The organism is Pandoraea sp. 64-18, assembly GCF_001899225.1.
Classification (GTDB): Bacteria; Pseudomonadota; Gammaproteobacteria; order Burkholderiales; family Burkholderiaceae; genus Pandoraea; species Pandoraea cepalis.
Window position 1 is genome coordinate 248489 of sequence record NZ_MKVU01000022.1, and the last position, 16727, is coordinate 265215.

Sequence of the window (16727 nt, forward strand, 5' to 3'; positions counted from 1 at the left end):
GACACGTTGCAGTCCTTCGTGGAGACGAACGGCGGCAGCCGTCATTTCGCGGGAAGATCGACAAATTTTGCACTTTTCTTCTAAAAATCGGCCAATTTCCGATTTTTATCGGCGTCATCGCTCTCTGAATGATGTTGTGACGGCGCGGGTGGTGAATTCAGTCGACAGGCAGGGGGCTAAAGGAGGAAAATAGGCCCACCTTGCCGTTTACGTTAACGGCACTGACGACTGAAGCCCCCTCTGCCGAGACATTCAAGAAACATGAGCGCCGATAATCAATTGCGTTTTGTCGTGGAGCCGCACGCCAACCCCACCCCTGCCGACCAGATCGCCGCCAAGCTGGCGAACCCGGTATTTGGCCGCGTATTCACGGATCACATGGTCACGATTCGCTGGACCGAGGGCACGGGCTGGCATGATGCGAAGGTAGAGGCCCGCCGTCCGTTCGAGATCGATCCGGCATGCGCCGTGCTGCACTACGCGCAGGAAATCTTCGAAGGAATGAAGGCCTATCGCAGCGAAGACGGCAAGATCTCGCTGTTCCGCCCGCAAGCCAATGCCAAGCGTTTCCGTGAATCGGCCCAGCGCATGTCGATGGCCGAGCTGCCGGAAGCCGTGTTCCTCGAAGCCGTGGAAAAGCTGGTCGACATCGATCGCGCATGGATCCCGGGCACAGAAGGCAGCAGCCTCTATATCCGCCCGTTCATGTTCGCCTCGGAGAGCTTCCTCGGCGTGCGCGCCGCGCATGAATACATTTTCTGCGTGATCGCCTGCCCGGTCGGCCCCTACTTCAAGCCCGGCAAGTCGGCCGTGACCGTGTGGGTGTCCGACCAGTACACGCGCGCCGCCCCGGGCGGCACGGGCGCCGCCAAGTGCGGCGGCAACTACGCGGCGAGCCTGATCGCGCAGACCGAAGCCAGCGGCAAGGGCTGCGATCAGGTCGTGTTCCTCGACGCCGCGCAACATCGCTGGATCGAAGAGCTGGGCGGCATGAACGTCTTCTTCGTCATGGACGACGGCTCGCTCCAGACCCCGCCGCTCGCCGGCACGATTCTGCCGGGCATCACGCGCGCGTCGATCATCGAAATGGCCAAGCGCGACGGCCTGACGGTCAACGAAACGCCGTACGAGTTTGCCCAGTGGCAAGCCGACGCAGCCAGCGGTCGTGTGAAGGAAACGTTCGCGTGCGGCACGGCGGCGGTCGTCACGGCCATCGGTCAGGTGCGTCACGCCAAGGGCGAGTTCAATATTGGCGACGGCGGCGAAGGCCCGGTCACCAAACGTATTCGCGATCAGCTCACGGGCATTCAACGCGGCAAGGTCGCCGATCCGTTCGGCTGGGTGCACCACGTCGCCTGATCGACGGACGTTGCTCACATAACAAACAAGTTGCGAAGTTGCGCATCGCCCGAGACAGCGATGCGGGAAATCATCGGCGGCGCGCCACGACACCAGGAGAGTCGGGCGCGCCGTCTTGTTGTATTTGACTTGCAGATCATGGAACAGAATCCAGGCGCCATGGCGGGCAGCCCCCGCAGCGCCCTCGCGGCAGCCGACACAATCGGCGTTCCGCACTCCGTGCTCGAAGACATCTATGCGATGGTCATCGGCATGGCATTCGTGGTGGTCGGGCTGGTGCTGCTCAAGGCAGCCGGGTTGGTCACCGGCGGCGTGGCTGGCATTGCACTGCTCGCGTCCTACGTCTTTCCCCTCCCGGTGGGCACCATCTTCACGCTGGTGAACATTCCGTTCTTCCTTTTTGCGTACGTCACGATGGGCCCGCGCTTCGCGCTCAAGTCCACCGTCGCGAGCGTCGGCATCACCTTTGCCCTCGCGGCCATGCCGCAGACCTTCAACGTCGCCTTCGTCAATCCGCTGTTCGCCGCATTCGTCGGCGGCACGCTGTGCGGCATGGGGATTCTGGCGCTCGCGCGTCACGGGGCCGGCGTGGGCGGCACAGGCATCGTCACGCTGTGGCTGCAACGCGAGCGCGGCATCAACGCGGGCATTACCCAGGCGTGCATCGACACGACGATTCTGCTCGCCTCGCTCACCACGATCCCCGCGGGACGCGTTGCCTGGTCGGCACTGTCCGCGCTCGCCATGAGCGCCATGGTGGTCGCCTGGCACCGGCCGGGCCGTTACACCGGACGCTGAGCCGCGTCAGACGAGCGCGTCCGGGCGATAGGCGCTGGCCTGTGTCAACAGCCACTCCCGGAACACGCTGAGTGGTTGCCCATGCGTGAGTTCCGTCGGATAGACGAGGTAGTAGGCCGACTCGGCCACGCTCTTCACGTCGACGGGAATCGTCAGGCCGAAGGTGGCCAATTGTCCCTCGACGAAGAACTTCGGCACCAGCGCGACGCCGAGCCCGGCGGCCGCGCCCGCGATGAGCATCGTGTGCAGCTCATAGCGCACCCCCTGGAGCGCCCGATGGTCCTCGATGCGTTGCTCCGCAAACCATTGGGTCCAGGCGCTGGGGCGTGTCGTCGAGTGCAGCAGCGGATACTCGAGCAGATCGGCGGCCGTGCGAACCGACCCTTTGAGCAACGACGGTCGGCACACCGGCACAACTTCCTCACCGAACAGATAATCCGACGAGGTGCCCGGCCAGGTTGGCTGCCCGAAATGGATGGCCGCTTCGAAGTGCGTCTCGTCGAACGTGAACAGGTCGGTGTGCACCCCCATGTTCACCCGAACCTCGGGGTGGCGCTCGTCGAAATCCTTCATTCTCGGAATCAACCACTCGGACGCGAACGTCGGCAGCACCGCCAGTTCCAAATACCCGCCCCCGCTGCCGTGCGCCATGATCGAGAGCGTGTCTCGATCAAGTTGTTCCAACGTGCGGCGCACTTGCATGCCGTACAGGCGTCCGGCGCGGGTGAGCACCACGCGCTGCTTGGCGCGAACGAACAGACGCACCCCCAGTTGCGCCTCCAGCGTGGCGATCTGACGTGACACGGCACTTTCCGTCAGAAACAGCTCGCGCGCCGCGTGCGTAAAGCTTTCGTGTCGGGCCGCGGCCTCGAATGCCAGCAGCGCCGCCGTGCCCGGGGTCTTGAATTTGCGCATATTGATTCCAAGAACGCATCAAGTGGCAATTTTATCTCGCTTTACGAGTGAGGCATCCATTCCAATAATGCTGTCAATGCAAGATGGCATGGGGTAAGGCGCTCCCTGCCATGCCCTGACACCCTGCGATGCCGCCTGAGACGGCGTTCCCCCTTGAGATAATCCGATGCGCAATGCCAATGTGCAGTCCCTGCTGGTTTCCCTGATCGGGCAAGCGCGTACCGACGCGCTCTTCGCGACACTCAATTCGCCGTCGATCCTGGCGGATGCCGAGCCGGGATGCGTGACGAGAGCCGAACTCGCGCAGGCCATGAACATGGCCCTTTTCGAAGGGCTGCTGGCGCGTTCGCCGAATGGACGCACCTACACTGAAGAAGCGATTGCGGGCGGTGGCAGCGTCTACTTCGATCACGGCGCGCTGCGCACCGTACGCTGGGCCGGTAACGGCGCGCTGCCGCCGGGCGAAGCGGCCTTCACGCGCATTCTGCGCCCGCTGGGCTTCCGTCTGAACGGTCGCTATCCGCTCGACCGTCTCGGCATGACGGGTCGAGCCTATGCACACGAAGACGCCCCTGAAGAGATTTCGCAGTTCTTCGTGAGCGAGCTGCATCCGGAGCGTTTCTCCGAGACGTTCCAGCAAGCCGTGTCGCGTGTGGTCGGCACGTCGAAGGATCCGCTCACGCCTGCGGCCGCCGGTCAGCTTTGGGAACTGGAGCGCGACGGCACGCTGCCGCTCGAAAGCGCACAAGCGCTGCTGCCGGTGATCGTTGGTGCGTTTGCCCGTCAGCACGACATTCCGAGCGAAGCCGATTACGAACTGCTGTTGGCGGAATCCGCTGAAATGGCCTGGATCGCGACCGAAGGCAATGCGTTCAATCATGCGACCGACCGTGTCGAAAACGTGTTCGCGTTGTCCGACGCCGAGAAGGCCAAGGGCCGCCCGATGAAGCCCGACGTCGAGCGTTCGCGCTCGGGTCGCGTGTTCCAGACGGCCTATCGTGCCGACACCGTGCGTCGCGAGTTCCGCGGCAAGGACGGCGAAATCGTGACGCGCGACGTGCCGGGGTCGTTCTACGAATTCATCACGAGGCATCGCGCGTACGACACCGAGAAGCGTTGCTGGAAGATCGACCTGCGCTTCGACGCGGGCAATGCGCAGGGTATTTTCAAGATGACGGCCAACGCCAAGTAATGGAGGGCTCGTGGCGTCCGGCGCACAATATGTCCGTGCCTCGATGCTGCACCTCAATCTGCCGACACCGGTGAACAGCACCGTCGGCCAACACTGAATTCCATAGGGGTATCCACGTGAACGCAACTTCCATCCTCAACGAACTGGGCATTGCCAAACTGGCCGAAGCGGGCGACATCGCGGTGCACTCACCCATCGACGGCGCATTGATCGGCCGCGTGGCCAGCGCCTCGGTCGCCGACGCCCAAGCCACCCTCGCCCGCGCGCAGACCGCGTTCACCGCATGGCGCAACGTGCCCGCACCGCGTCGCGGCGAACTGGTGCGTCTGCTCGGCGAAAAGCTGCGCGAGCGCAAGCAGGCGCTGGGCGCGCTCGTCACGCTCGAAGCCGGCAAGATCCTGCAAGAAGGGTTGGGCGAAGTGCAGGAAATGATCGACATCTGCGACTTCGCCGTCGGCCTGTCGCGTCAGTTGTACGGCCTGACCATCGCGTCGGAGCGTCCGGGCCACCGCATGGCCGAGACGTGGCACCCGATGGGCGTGTGCACGGTCATCTCCGCCTTCAATTTCCCGGTGGCCGTATGGGCCTGGAACGCGGCGCTCGCGCTCGTGTGCGGGAACGCCGTGGTGTGGAAGCCCTCTGAGAAGACGCCGCTGACCGCACTGGCCGTCAATCGTTTGATGGAAGAAGTCATCGCCGAATTCGGCGACGCGCCGGAAGGCCTGACCGCGCTCATCATCGGCGGTCGCGACGTGGGCGAGGCACTCGTCGCCGATCCGCGCTCGGCCATCGTGAGTGCGACGGGCAGCACGGAAATGGGCCGCAAGGTCGGCGTGGAAGTCGCGCGCCGCTTTGGCCGCTCGATCCTGGAACTCGGTGGCAACAACGCGGGCATCGTGACCGGCAGCGCCGACATGGAACTCGCCCCGCGCGGCATCCTGTTCTCGGCGGTGGGTACGGCCGGTCAGCGTTGCACCACGCTGCGCCGCCTGTTCGTGCACGAGAGCGTGTATGACAAGACCGTCGAGCGTCTGAAGACGCTGTATGGCAAGGTTGCCATCGGCAACCCGCTGGAGCGCGGCACGCTCATGGGCCCGCTGATCGACGAAGGTGCCTTCAAGCGCATGCAAGACGCCCTGGACAAGGCACGCGCGCAAGGCGGCAAGGTCACGGGCGGCGAGCGTTACGCGGTCGCAGGCGCGGAGAACGCGTTCTATGTGAAGCCGGCCATCGTCGAGATGCCGTCGCAGACGGAAATCGTGCTCACCGAAACGTTCGCACCGATCCTGTATGTGCTCAAGTACAGCGACTTCTCGCAAGCCATCGACGCCAACAATGCCGCTTCGCACGGCCTGTCGTCGTGCGTGTTCACGACCGATCTGCGCGAAGCCGAGCGCTTCACGTCATCGGCCGGTAGCGACTGCGGCATTGCCAACGTCAACATCGGCCCGAGCGGCGCGGAGATCGGCGGCGCCTTCGGCGGCGAGAAGGAAACGGGCGGCGGACGCGAGTCGGGTTCGGACGCGTGGAAGGGCTATATGCGCCGTGCCACCAACACCGTCAACTACTCGTCCGCCCTGCCGCTCGCGCAAGGCATCGACTTCTCGATCGAGTGAAGTCTCGATAACCCGCCCCGACGTCGCCCATGCCCATGCGCGACGTCACGCAACGGGTTACGCATCTGGTCAACGCCGGACGTGCCCTGCCCCTCGGCAGGTACGCCCGGCGCCCCTCCCCGATAGCCGAATTCCGTCACGCTTTGTTTAGCGAGGCCCCCATGTACGCCTTCACTTCTGTGTTCGCCAACCCGGCCGGTTCGCCGATTCGCGAATTGTTCAAATACTTGTCCGAGCCGGGCATGATTTCGTTCGCGGGCGGCTATCCCGCAAGCGACCTGTTCGATGTGGACGGTCTCGCCGCAGCGCAGGCCCGCGCCTTCGCGCAACCGACGCGCTGCCTGCAGTACGGGCCGACCGACGGCCTGGCCGAACTCAAGACGCAGCTTCTCGCGCTGATGGCCTCGCGCGGCGCGTCCTGCGCCGCCGATGAGCTGCTGGTGACGACCGGCTCGCAACAAGGGCTGGACCTGCTGCTGCGCGTGATGATCGCGCCGGGCGATGTCGTGGTGACCGAGCAGCCCGCGTATCCGGCGACGCTGCAGGCATTGCGACTGCAGCAAGCGACGATCGTGACGGTGCCCGTCGACGCACACGGTCTGGACGTCGCGCACCTGAGCACGCTGCTGCACGAGGGCAAGATCGCCGTGCCGAAGCTGCTGTACACCGTGCCGACCTTCGCCAATCCGACCGGCGCAACGCTCTCGCGCGAGCGTCGTATCGCGCTGCTGAAGCTGGCGGTCGAGTACCGGTTCATCATCGTCGAGGACGATCCGTATGGCGACTTGCGATTCGCGGGCGACGCGGTGCCGACCTTGCTCGGCCTGACGGCGGAAGTGCCGGGATCGCGCGACTGGGTGGTGCACTTCTCGAGCCTGTCGAAGATCGTCGCCCCGGGGTTGCGCGTGGGTTGGACGGTCGCGCCGCCGGAGATTGCGCGCCGATGCGTCGTCGCGAAGCAGACGGTTGATCTATGCAGTGTTCCGTGGACGCAAGCGGTCGCGGCGGAATATCTGGCAGACGGCGCGTTGGCACGCCATCTGCCGAGGATCACGGAAGCCTATCGCCGCAAATGCGACGCGATGTGCGACGCGTTGCGCGCGACGCTGGGCGATGCCATCGCGTTCCACGCGCCGCAGGGCGGCATGTTCGTGTGGGCGCGTCTCGCCGCAGTGAAGACGAGCGATCTGCTGCCGCACGCGATCGCCGAGAAGGTGTTGTTCGTGCCGGGAACGGCGTTCTTCGCAGAACAGGCCGACGAGGCTTCGCTGCGGTTGTCGTTCGCGGCGCCGGCCGTATCAGCGATCGAGGAAGGCGCGGCACGACTTGCACGTGCAATGCACGCGACCGGCGCCACGCGATGATCAACGCGGCGGGCTGTCGCGCACGATCTGCGCGAAGTAGCGCGCACCGAGCGGCAGAATCGCGTCGTTGAAGTCGTAGCAGGCATTGTGCAGCGGGATGGCGCCAAGCGCATCGCCGCTGCCGTTGCCGATGAACGCGAAGTTGCCCGGCACGTGCTGCAGGAACACCCCGAAGTCCTCCGATGCCATCATCGGTGTAACGTCCGCGTCGACGCGGGTTTCGCCCACCACCGACTGCGCCGCGCGAACGGCGAGCGTCGTGTTGTCCGCCCAGTTCATCGTCGGCGCGAACTCGTGTGCGTACTCGAATTCGCCATGCGCGCCATGCATCGCACAGACGCCCAGACTGATCTCACGCATGCGTGTCTCGAGCAGTAGCTGCACGTCCGGCGAATAGCTTCGCGTGTCGCCCTTGATGACGACGTTCGGCGGAATGGCGTTGCGAATGCCATCCGTAATGAACTCCGTGCACGACACCACCGCCGACAGCCCTGGATCGACACTGCGTGACACCACGGTCTGGAGCGCCAAGACGATCTGCGCGCCGATCACGAGCGGATCGATACCCATGTGCGGGCGCGCCGCATGCGTTCCCTTGCCGCGAATGCGGATGACGAAGTTGTCTTCGCTCGCCATGATGCCGCCGACGCGCGTGGCGAAGTGACCTGCCGCGATGCCCGGCATGTTGTGCACGCCGTAAATCGCATCGATCGGGAAGCGTTCCAGCAATCCATCCGCAATCATCGCCTTCGCGCCGCGGCCATGCTCCTCGGCGGGCTGGAAGATGAAGCGCACCGTGCCGTTGAAATCGCGCGACGCCGCCAGCAGCTTCGCCGCGCCGAGCACCATCGACATATGACCGTCGTGCCCGCAGGCGTGCATCTTGCCCGGCACTTGCGACGCGTGGTCACGCCCCGCCGCCTGCTCGGCGATCTGTAGGGCGTCCATGTCGGCCCGAATGCCGATCGCGCCGCGCCCGTCGCCCACGCGCAGATTCGCGACAATCCCCGTACCGCCGATGCCGCGATGCACCTCCAGCCCGAGGCTCGCCAGAATCGTCGCCACCGTCTGCGACGTGGCGACTTCTTCGAAACCGGTCTCCGGTTGACGGTGGAACGCGTGTCGCCACCCCGTCAGCGCCTTGGCGAAATAGAGGTCCTGCGTCATGACTGACTCCTGTGAATGCTGTTGATCGGAGACGACATCAGCGTGCCAGCCACGCCTGCTGGCGCCGCGTCACCGACATCGCCGGCTCGCCCACAAGGTCCGCATAAACGCGCGGCGCTGTCGCGCCTTCCGTGTTGATCAGCAGGACGCGTGAGCCCTCGTTCAGACCGATGGCCGTGGCCAGCGCAGGCGTAGCGGCCGCCTGCATCAAACCCGCCAGACCTGCTACCCCCGACTCTCCCGCGGCAAAGGGCACGTCGTTGTCGCTACCGCGCGCCAGGCGCCGCATGGCTTCGACGGCCTCGGTATCGGTGACGGTCATGAACGCATCGACCGACGATTGCAGGAATCGCCACGCGAGCGGCGACGTCTCGCCGCAGGCCAGCCCGGCCATTACGGAATCGACCGACCCCGACGCCGAGGCTGCCTTGCCCGCAATGGCGCTCTGATAGAGGCAATCGGCCTGCATCGGCTCCACGACAACGAATGTTGGACGCCACACGCCCCAGCGCTCCCAAAGATAGCTCACGATACCCGCCGCCAGTCCACCCACGCCCCCTTGCAGAAAGACATGCGTGAGCGGGCAGGCGGCGTCCGTGCGAGCGTCTGCGCCGCAGAGCGCCTCATCGACTTCGGCCGCCACCGTCCCGTAGCCCTGCATGACGTCGCGTGGAATGGCCTCGTAACCCTCGTAAGACGTGTCCGAAACCACATGCCAGCCGTGACGCGCGGCAAGCGCCGCCGCCGCGTCCACCGACGCATCGTAATTGCCCTCGACGCGCACGATCTCGGCACCGTACGCGGCGATCGCCTGTTCGCGCTCGTCGCTCACCTGCGCGTGCAGCACGATGACGCAGCGGCAACCAATGCTCTGCGCTGCCGCGGCGAGCGCGCGACCGTGGTTGCCGTCCGTCGCGCTGATGACCGTGACACCGGCCAGCGCGTCGCGATGCTCACCTCGCAGAAGCGTTCGCGCGGTGAAGCCGAGTGTTTCGCATTCGCGCAACAGAAGGCGCACGAGCGCGATCGGCGCGCCCAGGGCCTTGAAACTGCCCAGCGCCGAGCGCAGCGCTTCGTCTTTCACGAGCACGCTGCAAACGCCCAGCGATGCGGCCAGATCGGGCAGCGCGCGCAGCGGTGTGCTCCCGCGCGTCAGCCCATCCCAATGGGCCAGCCACTCGCGGCTCTCTTGCGCGCGAGCGATGCTCATGATGTCCTGGAGGTCGGCCGGGTATGGCGCGCGAGCGGCGCGCGGATTGACGTACAGCATGGGGGGCTCCGGTATTGCGGAATTTCGGGATGTCGGGATGTCCGAACGGTTCTATCGATGTACGCCGAGGCGCCTTGCAACGACATCGAGCAGCACTTTCGCGCCGTTCACCAATTGCTCGTCGTCGGTGTGCTCGCGCGGGTTGTGGCTGACGCCGCCCCGACTCGGCACGAAGATCATCGCCGCTGGCGCGATGCGCGCGATCATCTGTGCGTCGTGGCCCGCGCCCGACGTCATGCGCTTGGACGACAAGCCCAGCCCGCTGGCGCTCGCTTCAATGACGTCGGCCAACTCGGCGTCGAAGACAACCGGCGAGAAGCGCGCCAGGCGCTCGGCCGAAATGCGCACGCCTTCGTCTTGTGCGAGCTTCATCAGGAATGCCGAAAAGTGCGCTTCGCTCGCTGCCAGACGTTGTTCGTTCGGGTCGCGCATATCGACCGTGAATACCGCCTTGCGGGGAATCACGTTGATGACGCCCGGCTCGACCCGCAGCGTGCCAACGGTCGCGAGCGTCGTGCCGGCGTCGACGGCGATGCGCCGCAGCTCGGCGACTGCGGCGGCGGCGGCATAGCCGGCATCGTGGCGCAGACGCGTCGGCGTGGTGCCCGCGTGATTGGCGTTGCCCTGCACGGTGATCTGCTGCCACGAAATGCCCTGTAGATTCTCGACGACGCCGATCTGCAGCCCTTCCGCCTCGAGAATCGGGCCTTGTTCGATGTGCAGCTCAAGATACTCGTGGGGCACGAGGGTGCCCGGCATCATCTCGCCCGCGTATCCGATACGCACGAGTTCATCGCCCAGACGCGCGCCATCGGTACCGATGGCATCGAGCGCCTCGGCCAGCGGCAACCCCCCCGCGTGAACCAGCGAGCCCATCATGTCCGGATGAAAACGCGCGCCTTCCTCGTTGGTGAATGCCGCGACCGTGATCGGACGCGACGGCACGACGCCCGCTTCGCGAAATGCCCGCACGATCGCAAGGCCACCGAGCACGCCATAGCATCCGTCGAGCGCGCCCGCGTTGACGACGGTGTCGATGTGCGAACCCATCATGAGCGGGCGCAGCACCTCACCCGCCTCACCCGCCGCGTCCTTCGCGGCCGACGACAGCGTGCCAAAGATATTGCCGATGCGATCGATCCGCACGTCGAGATCGAGTTCGCGCATCCACGCGACGACCTGATCACGCCCGGCTTTCTCGGCATCAGTGAGCGCGACGCGAGTGCGGCCGCCCGCCACGGGATCGGCGCCGATCTCGCCCAGCTCATGCAACTGTTGCAACAGCACGGCGCCGTTCAGGCGAAGGACGGTGGGGGCGTTCGTAGCGGACATAGGGGAATGCTGTCGTTTCGGTGGAGATGTCGATGGGACAGCCGCTCGCGCAAGCGCTTTCAGCGACGGGTTTTGCGCGTCACCGCTGGCGGAGTATCATCGATCTGCCTGAATAATATTCCGGGGCGCGTGTACGATTAACCCGTTTTTAGCCGAAAATTCGAATTTTTATTGCGTCACATGAGCCTGGACAGTTACGACATCGCCCTGCTCGCCGCGATCCAGCAAGACGCGACGACGCCTCAGCATGCGCTTGGCGCGCAAATCAATCTGTCATCGGCCGCGGTGAATCGGCGGCTCAGAAAGCTGGCCGACGAGGGCGTGACACGCAAGACCGTCTCGCTGGTGGATCCCGCCAGCGTGGGCTACGCGCTGACGATCATTACCGAGGTCGAAGTCGAGAACGAGCGGCTCGACCTGCTCGATGCGATGAGGCGCAGCTTTCTCGCCTGCCCGCAGGTGCAGCAATGCTATTACGTGGCGGGCGAATGCGACTTCGTGGTGATCATGGTCGTGCAGAACATGGCGCAGTACACCGAACTCACCCGCGCCCTGTTCTTCGAGAGCAACAATGTCAAACGCTTCAAAACGCTCGTGTCGATGAGCAACGTCAAGGTCGGGTTGGAAGTGCCGCTGGACGCGCTCGGCAGTTGAACGCAACGACACCCGGTCATTCTCCTGGGCACCACGCCCTGACGAACGACCGGGGAAACATCACAGGGCATCAGGGCATCAGTACTTTGTCCACGACGTGAATCACCCCATTCGATTGCATGACGTTGCTGATGGCGATGTTAGCCACACCGCCCTTATCATCCGTCACCATCAGGTGTCCGCCCATCTGCGTCACCGTCAGTGAATCGCCTTCGACCGTTTTCAACATCGCCTTGCCGCCGGCGTCTTTGACGGCCTTCATCAGATCCTGCGCGGAGAGTCGGCCCGGCACCACGTGATACGTGAGCACCTTGTCGAGGGTCGCCTTGTTCTCGGGCTTCAACAGCGTGTCGACGGTGCCGGCCGGCAGCGCGGCGAAGGCTTCGTTGGTCGGCGCGAAGACCGTGAAGGGCCCGGGACCGGAGAGTGTGTCGACCAACCCGCCGGCCTTCACAGCGGCGACGAGTGTCGTATGGTCTTTTGAGTTCACCGCGTTTTCGATGATGTTCTTCGAGGGGTACATCGCGGCCCCGCCGACCATGACGGTCTTCTCACCGCTGTCCATCGGCGCCGCGCAAGCGCTGAGCGCCGATCCGAAAACACAGCAGGTTGCCACAAGCACCGGCAGAATTCCGGTCGAGTAACGAGTCTTCATTTTCTCACCCCATTGATGGCGCTTCGCAATTCGGAAGCCCTCTTACTTACGAACAAGCCGGGTGAGCGGATGCACGCTCCGGAAATGAATTCACGAAGGTGGCAATGTCGTCCAGCACTGGCGCATACCCTCGCAGCGGTGCGCTAAGCGTTCCCAGAAGCATCGCGTGTCCGAGGTCGTAGTGCCGCACTTGCACCGCATCGTTCATCCCATGCAAGCGCTGGGCAAACCGCGTCGTATTGCCCGGATCGACGACCGTGTCCGCGTCGCCCACGGCCAACCACATGGGCGGTTCCCTACCCGTCACGAAATGAATCGGCTGACTGGCGAGTCGCACCGGCTCGGGAAATATCCGGCGAAGCACATCGCTCTTGAGCGGCAGGAAATCGTAGGGGCCGGCCAGACCGATGACGCCCGCGATATCGCACTCGCGCATGCCATTGGCGTGCAGGTAGCGGGCATCGGTTGCCAGTAACGCGACCATTTGCGCGCCCGCCGAATGGCCCATGAGAAACAGGCGGTCGGGGTCGCCGCCATACGCTCGCGCACGCTCGCTCGCCCAGCGCACCGCGATCGCGGCGTCGTCCATGAAGCCCGGGAAGGTCACCTCGGGATAGGTTCGATAGTCGGGTACGACCACCAGGAAGCCGCGCGAGGCGAGCGCCTCGCCCACAAAGCGGTAGTCTTCACGTTGGCCGTTCTGCCAACTCCCGCCGTAGAAGAACACGACCACCGGCATGCCGCTCGCACCCGCGTCGGGGTGTGTTGGCACATAGACGTCGAGTCGCTGTCGCTCCGACGGGCCATAAGCGACGTTCGTGACGTCACGATACGTGGTCCGCGGCGTGAGCGCATTCACTAGCGTGACGGGACTGCACGCACACAGTGCGACGCTGGTGAGCACCAGGGCCAGCATGCCGCCGAGCGAGACATTCGTCATGTTCCCTTCCTGTCGAATAGAGGCCGGGGAAGGCCAATGCCCCCCGGGCTTGCCTTCGTCAGTACGGGAATGGCGATCGCCCGGATGCACGTCCGAGCGGAAATCGGCGGTTTTTTTGTTTCCGCTGCATCCGAGGGATCGCGACGTCCGTATACCCGTGACACGCGTCTTGAACCCGCTACGGAGCTTGCATCATGCCTGCCGCCGCCATTGCATTCGTCGGACTGAATCTCGCGCTGTATGCCGCGTGGCTTTCTCGATGGCGCAGCCACGAAGGCGTCAAACGAACGCGCCACGTTGCGGTGGCCGTGTTCGCCGGTGCGAGCGTGCTGCTGGCGGGTTGTACGGGCGCGCCGCCCAACCCCAACCCTCGCGCGGACGTTCCGCTTCACACGGTGCCGGTCGACCTGCCGCGATACATGGGCAAGTGGTATGTGATCGCCAACATCCCCTATTTCGCCGAACGCGACTTCGTCGGCAGCCGCGCCGAGTGGAAGTTGCGCGACGACGGCAAGATCGACGATCACTTCTATGGTCGCAAGGATGGGTTCGACCAACCCGAGCGTCATTACCAGTTCCTCGATAGTGTGGTCCCGGGCAGCGGTGGCGGGGAGTGGCGTGTTCGCCTGTTCTGGCCCATCTATGTCTCGCAGCTTACTGTGTATGTCGATCCGGATTATCGGTACACGCTGCTGGCCTATCCCGACAAATCGTTGGGCTGGATCTTTTCCCGCGAGCCGACGATGGACGACGCGACCTACCGCGCACTGCTGTCCCGCTTCGCCGCCATGGGTTACGACACCACGCGCTTCCGGCGCGTCCCCCAGTTTCCCGAGCAACTCGGTCAGCCGGGCTTCGCCACGCCGGGGAAAAGCGAATGAAAGCGAGTCGTCTGACAAGCGTGATCGTGTGTTTGGTCGGCACGCTGGCAACGTCATCCGCCTGGTCGGGATGCCGCGATGCATTGACAACAGCCCACCGCGTTGGCGCAGGTGAGTTTTGCGTGCTGGGCTTCTGTCTCTATAAGGCTGAGCTTTGGTCACCGCACACGCCCGTCTCGGCCGACACGCCCTTCGCGCTCGTCCTCAAGTACGAACGCAGCGTCAGCGGGGAGCGCATGGTCTCGACCGGCATCGACGAGATGCAGCGACTGGCCCCGCGTCCGATCGCGAACGACACGCTCAATGCGTGGCGCGAGGACATGCAGCGTGCGTTCGGCGACGTGTCACGCGGAGACGAGCTATGTGGCGTCTATCTGCCTGGGCGCGGCGCACGGTTCTATACGAACGGGGCATTGACGGCCGACGTTCCCGACATGGCATTCGCGCGGGCATTCTTCGGCATCTGGCTCGACCCGAACACGCGGGCGCCTTCGCTTCGCAGACATCTGTTGGGCGAAAGCCCGTGACCGGCCGTGGTGTCGCTACGGAGTAACCCACCGCGCGCCGAACGTCGCCTAGGCCTGGTCTACGTTGCACTCGGCCAGGTGGGATGGTTCACGTGCGTGCTCAGCGCCGCCAAGGGAGACGGATGGATAGGCGTCGCGCTCGTGGCCGCCATGGCGGCGGGTCATCTGTGTCTGGACCGGCGACCGCTTCGCGAAGCGGGGTTTCTCGTCGTCGTCACAGTGCTGGGTTTCGGATGGGAGTCCTGTGTTTATCGCACCGGCTGGATCGCCTACCCGAACGGCGTGCTTGTCCCCGGATTCGCGCCGTATTGGATGGCCGGGCTATGGGCCCTCTTCGCGTTGCAGATCAATCCCGTCTTCGCGTCGCTGCGCCGTCGCCGGCTTCTGTGCGCCATGCTTGGCGCGGTGGGCGGTCCACTGTCGTTTCGCGCGGGCGCGGCTTTGGGGGCCGTGCAGTTCATCGACATCTGGCGAGCGCTCGCCCTGATTGGCGCGGGATGGGCGGTCATGCTGCCCGGACTGATCACGCTGGGGGAGGCGATCGGTTCGGGGCCGATCGCCTCCCGTAAGGCTACCGACGCCATGCAACATGACGATCGGTAGTCACCCGGCAGTCATACCCCTCAACGTTGCCCGGCCGGCACGCTGGCCGCGCCACTGACCTCATTGCTGCGCGCTTCCGGCGCCGGCACCAGCCCGACCGATGCGATCTCCTGGCGTCCCAGCGAGATGATCGCGGCGGCGAGCGCCAGTGCCACGGCGAAGATACCGAACGTGTAGCTCGGCGACGGGTTGAACGTTGCGACGATGCCAATGATCATCGGCCCCATGATGCCGCCCACGCGGTTCAGCCCCACGGCCACACCCATCCCCGTGCCACGCACTTCCGTGCGATAGCACATCACCTGATAGTTGTTGAGCACGGCCTGCGCACCGAAGATGAAGAAGCCCAGCGCCGCGACGAACGGCGGTGCCCACAGATTGCCCAGCGCAATGCCGACCGAGATCATCGAGATCGATGCCAACGTGTAGCCAATGATCATCGCCTTGATGCGGCTGCGCAGCTTGTCCGCCAGCCATCCCATGCCGATTCCGCCAAACACCGACGCCAGCATCACCAGCGTGCCGTAGGCGAACGCCGATGACACACCGCCGCCGCTCGCGACGACCAGCGTCGGCAGCCAGCCCGTCAGACCGTGGATGCAGAACAGGCTGAGGAAGCCGACAATCCAATGAACGATCGTGTTGCGGCGATACATCGGCGAGAGCAGTGCCGCGATCGAGCCAATCGTCTCGGGCTTGTGCATCGGCGCAAACGTCGCCGTGCGATACACCGCCTCACGCTCAGGACGCAGCTTGGCGAGCAGTACGCGCACTTCCGACTCCCGTCCGCGCAGCATCAGATATTGAATCGATTCAGGCAACCACAGTGTCGCGGCAATCACCACCAACAGCGATGCGGCACCGATGTAGTACAGCGACTCCCAACCGAAGTGCGCCGTCATCGAGAGCCCGGCGATGCCTGCGAAGATCCCGCCTGCGGAGAAGCCCAGTTGGAACACCCACGTCGCAAACGTGTTCGCGTTCTTCGCCGGCGCCCACTCGTTGATGCAGGTCAGCGCCAGTGGCGTCACCATGCCCAGCGCCGTGCCCATGATGAGGCGGAAGATCGCAAACCCCAGCGGCCCGTGCACGACGGTGGCGAGAAGACCGCTCGAGAGGGTCAGCATCCACAGTGCCAGCAGCATGACGCGACGGCGTCCGAACCGGTCCGACAGCAGGCCTTGCAGCACCGAGCCGATCGACAGGCCGATGATGCCGCTCGAGAGCATGAAGCCGATCATGCCGGGCGAAGGCTGCCAGGTCTTGCGCACCAGTGGGATGACGTAAGCGGCATTGAAAAGATCGTAGCCATCGAAGAACATGATGGCGGTGAGCAGCACGGCAAACTTGAAATGAAACCCGCCGAATTTCGCCTGCGCGATTTCTTCGCGCGCGGTAATGGTTGTCGTCACGATTGTCTCCAGACCGTGTCAGTCGCGGCCGCGCCGGTCTGG

General features: G+C 64.6%; 16 protein-coding genes. 9 read left to right on the forward strand and 7 right to left on the reverse strand.

Going from position 1 to position 16727, the window contains the following annotated elements; genetic code table 11:
- The first annotated feature begins 261 nt into the window (after positions 1 to 261).
- Entirely contained in the window at positions 262 to 1359 is a 1098-nt protein-coding gene (locus BGP02_RS21415; protein WP_017232587.1) for a branched-chain amino acid aminotransferase, read from the forward strand.
- Between the two features lie 138 nt (positions 1360 to 1497).
- On the forward strand, positions 1498 to 2157 hold the full coding sequence (locus tag BGP02_RS21420) for a YitT family protein (RefSeq protein ID WP_130024818.1): 660 nt from the start codon (positions 1498 to 1500) through the stop codon (positions 2155 to 2157).
- A 6-nt stretch (positions 2158 to 2163) separates the two neighbouring features.
- Here BGP02_RS21420 and BGP02_RS21425 read toward each other — a convergent pair whose 3' ends face one another.
- Positions 2164 to 3072 (reverse strand): LysR family transcriptional regulator, encoded by a 909-nt coding sequence (locus tag BGP02_RS21425; protein ID WP_286799214.1) that lies wholly within the window; start codon positions 3070 to 3072, stop codon positions 2164 to 2166.
- Between the two features lie 166 nt (positions 3073 to 3238).
- Between BGP02_RS21425 and BGP02_RS21430 the strand changes: the two genes are divergently transcribed.
- The 3 genes from BGP02_RS21430 (at position 3239) to BGP02_RS21440 (ending at position 7244) form a co-directional block, all read left to right on the forward strand.
- On the forward strand, positions 3239 to 4264 hold the full coding sequence (locus tag BGP02_RS21430) for a DUF1338 domain-containing protein (protein WP_286799215.1): 1026 nt from the start codon (positions 3239 to 3241) through the stop codon (positions 4262 to 4264).
- Between the two features lie 116 nt (positions 4265 to 4380).
- On the forward strand, positions 4381 to 5880 hold the full coding sequence (gene amaB / locus BGP02_RS21435) for an L-piperidine-6-carboxylate dehydrogenase (protein WP_017232591.1): 1500 nt from the start codon (positions 4381 to 4383) through the stop codon (positions 5878 to 5880).
- 161 nt (positions 5881 to 6041) lie between these two features.
- Positions 6042 to 7244 (forward strand): aminotransferase-like domain-containing protein, encoded by a 1203-nt coding sequence (locus BGP02_RS21440; protein ID WP_017232592.1) that lies wholly within the window; start codon positions 6042 to 6044, stop codon positions 7242 to 7244.
- Here the strand turns inward: BGP02_RS21440 and BGP02_RS21445 are convergent, their stop codons facing one another.
- The 3 genes from BGP02_RS21445 to BGP02_RS21455 are packed head-to-tail and all read right to left on the reverse strand — an operon-like array spanning position 7245 to position 11013.
- Positions 7245 to 8411 carry a M20 aminoacylase family protein gene (locus BGP02_RS21445; RefSeq protein WP_286799216.1) on the reverse strand — a complete coding sequence of 389 codons (1167 nt, stop codon included), beginning with the start codon at positions 8409 to 8411 and terminating at the stop codon, positions 7245 to 7247.
- Between the two features lie 37 nt (positions 8412 to 8448).
- Positions 8449 to 9681, reverse strand: a complete 1233-nt coding sequence (locus BGP02_RS21450) for a diaminopropionate ammonia-lyase (protein ID WP_017232594.1) — start codon at positions 9679 to 9681, stop codon at positions 8449 to 8451.
- A gap of 51 nt (positions 9682 to 9732) precedes the next feature.
- Positions 9733 to 11013, reverse strand: a complete 1281-nt coding sequence (locus BGP02_RS21455) for a Zn-dependent hydrolase (protein WP_286799218.1) — start codon at positions 11011 to 11013, stop codon at positions 9733 to 9735.
- Between the two features lie 180 nt (positions 11014 to 11193).
- Here BGP02_RS21455 and BGP02_RS21460 point away from each other — a divergent pair, with 180 nt between their 5' ends.
- Complete coding sequence (locus BGP02_RS21460) at positions 11194 to 11667, forward strand: Lrp/AsnC family transcriptional regulator (protein ID WP_286799219.1); 474 nt, start codon at positions 11194 to 11196, stop codon at positions 11665 to 11667.
- 70 nt (positions 11668 to 11737) lie between these two features.
- On the opposite strand, the gene BGP02_RS21465 is transcribed toward BGP02_RS21460, so the two are convergent.
- Together BGP02_RS21465 and BGP02_RS21470 are read right to left on the reverse strand one after the other, a co-directional pair.
- Complete coding sequence (locus BGP02_RS21465; RefSeq protein WP_017232597.1) at positions 11738 to 12322, reverse strand: fasciclin domain-containing protein; 585 nt, start codon at positions 12320 to 12322, stop codon at positions 11738 to 11740.
- Positions 12323 to 12368: 46 nt separating this feature from the next.
- Positions 12369 to 13262, reverse strand: coding sequence for an alpha/beta hydrolase (locus BGP02_RS21470; protein ID WP_286799221.1), 894 nt, complete (start codon positions 13260 to 13262; stop codon positions 12369 to 12371).
- 194 nt (positions 13263 to 13456) lie between these two features.
- Between BGP02_RS21470 and BGP02_RS21475 the strand changes: the two genes are divergently transcribed.
- The 3 genes from BGP02_RS21475 to BGP02_RS21485 are packed head-to-tail and all read left to right on the forward strand — an operon-like array spanning position 13457 to position 15273.
- Positions 13457 to 14143: a lipocalin family protein gene (locus BGP02_RS21475; protein ID WP_017232599.1), complete on the forward strand. Its 687-nt coding sequence runs from the start codon at positions 13457 to 13459 to the stop codon at positions 14141 to 14143.
- Positions 14140 to 14670, forward strand: coding sequence for a chalcone isomerase family protein (locus BGP02_RS21480; RefSeq protein WP_286799222.1), 531 nt, complete (start codon positions 14140 to 14142; stop codon positions 14668 to 14670). Before BGP02_RS21475 ends, BGP02_RS21480 begins: the two co-directional genes overlap by 4 nt.
- A 9-nt stretch (positions 14671 to 14679) precedes the next feature.
- Complete coding sequence (locus tag BGP02_RS21485) at positions 14680 to 15273, forward strand: DUF2878 domain-containing protein (RefSeq protein ID WP_286799223.1); 594 nt, start codon at positions 14680 to 14682, stop codon at positions 15271 to 15273.
- Between the two features lie 20 nt (positions 15274 to 15293).
- Here BGP02_RS21485 and BGP02_RS21490 read toward each other — a convergent pair whose 3' ends face one another.
- Entirely contained in the window at positions 15294 to 16685 is a 1392-nt protein-coding gene (locus BGP02_RS21490) for an MFS transporter (RefSeq protein WP_261939276.1), read from the reverse strand.
- Positions 16686 to 16727 lie beyond the last annotated feature (42 nt).

Excerpts from the sequence above, each read along its gene's own strand:
- BGP02_RS21415 (WP_017232587.1), top strand. The coding sequence starts at position 262 with ATGAGCGCCGATAATCAATTGCGTTTTGTCGTGGAGCCGCACGCCAAC.
- BGP02_RS21420 (WP_130024818.1), top strand. The coding sequence starts at position 1,498 with ATGGAACAGAATCCAGGCGCCATGGCGGGCAGCCCCCGCAGCGCCCTC.
- BGP02_RS21425 (WP_286799214.1), bottom strand. The coding sequence starts at position 3,072 with ATGCGCAAATTCAAGACCCCGGGCACGGCGGCGCTGCTGGCATTCGAG.
- BGP02_RS21430 (WP_286799215.1), top strand. The coding sequence starts at position 3,239 with ATGCGCAATGCCAATGTGCAGTCCCTGCTGGTTTCCCTGATCGGGCAA.
- BGP02_RS21440 (WP_017232592.1), top strand. The coding sequence starts at position 6,042 with ATGTACGCCTTCACTTCTGTGTTCGCCAACCCGGCCGGTTCGCCGATT.
- BGP02_RS21445 (WP_286799216.1), bottom strand. The coding sequence starts at position 8,411 with ATGACGCAGGACCTCTATTTCGCCAAGGCGCTGACGGGGTGGCGACAC.
- BGP02_RS21450 (WP_017232594.1), bottom strand. The coding sequence starts at position 9,681 with ATGCTGTACGTCAATCCGCGCGCCGCTCGCGCGCCATACCCGGCCGAC.
- BGP02_RS21455 (WP_286799218.1), bottom strand. The coding sequence starts at position 11,013 with ATGTCCGCTACGAACGCCCCCACCGTCCTTCGCCTGAACGGCGCCGTG.
- BGP02_RS21460 (WP_286799219.1), top strand. The coding sequence starts at position 11,194 with ATGAGCCTGGACAGTTACGACATCGCCCTGCTCGCCGCGATCCAGCAA.
- BGP02_RS21465 (WP_017232597.1), bottom strand. The coding sequence starts at position 12,322 with ATGAAGACTCGTTACTCGACCGGAATTCTGCCGGTGCTTGTGGCAACC.
- BGP02_RS21470 (WP_286799221.1), bottom strand. The coding sequence starts at position 13,262 with ATGACGAATGTCTCGCTCGGCGGCATGCTGGCCCTGGTGCTCACCAGC.
- BGP02_RS21475 (WP_017232599.1), top strand. The coding sequence starts at position 13,457 with ATGCCTGCCGCCGCCATTGCATTCGTCGGACTGAATCTCGCGCTGTAT.
- BGP02_RS21480 (WP_286799222.1), top strand. The coding sequence starts at position 14,140 with ATGAAAGCGAGTCGTCTGACAAGCGTGATCGTGTGTTTGGTCGGCACG.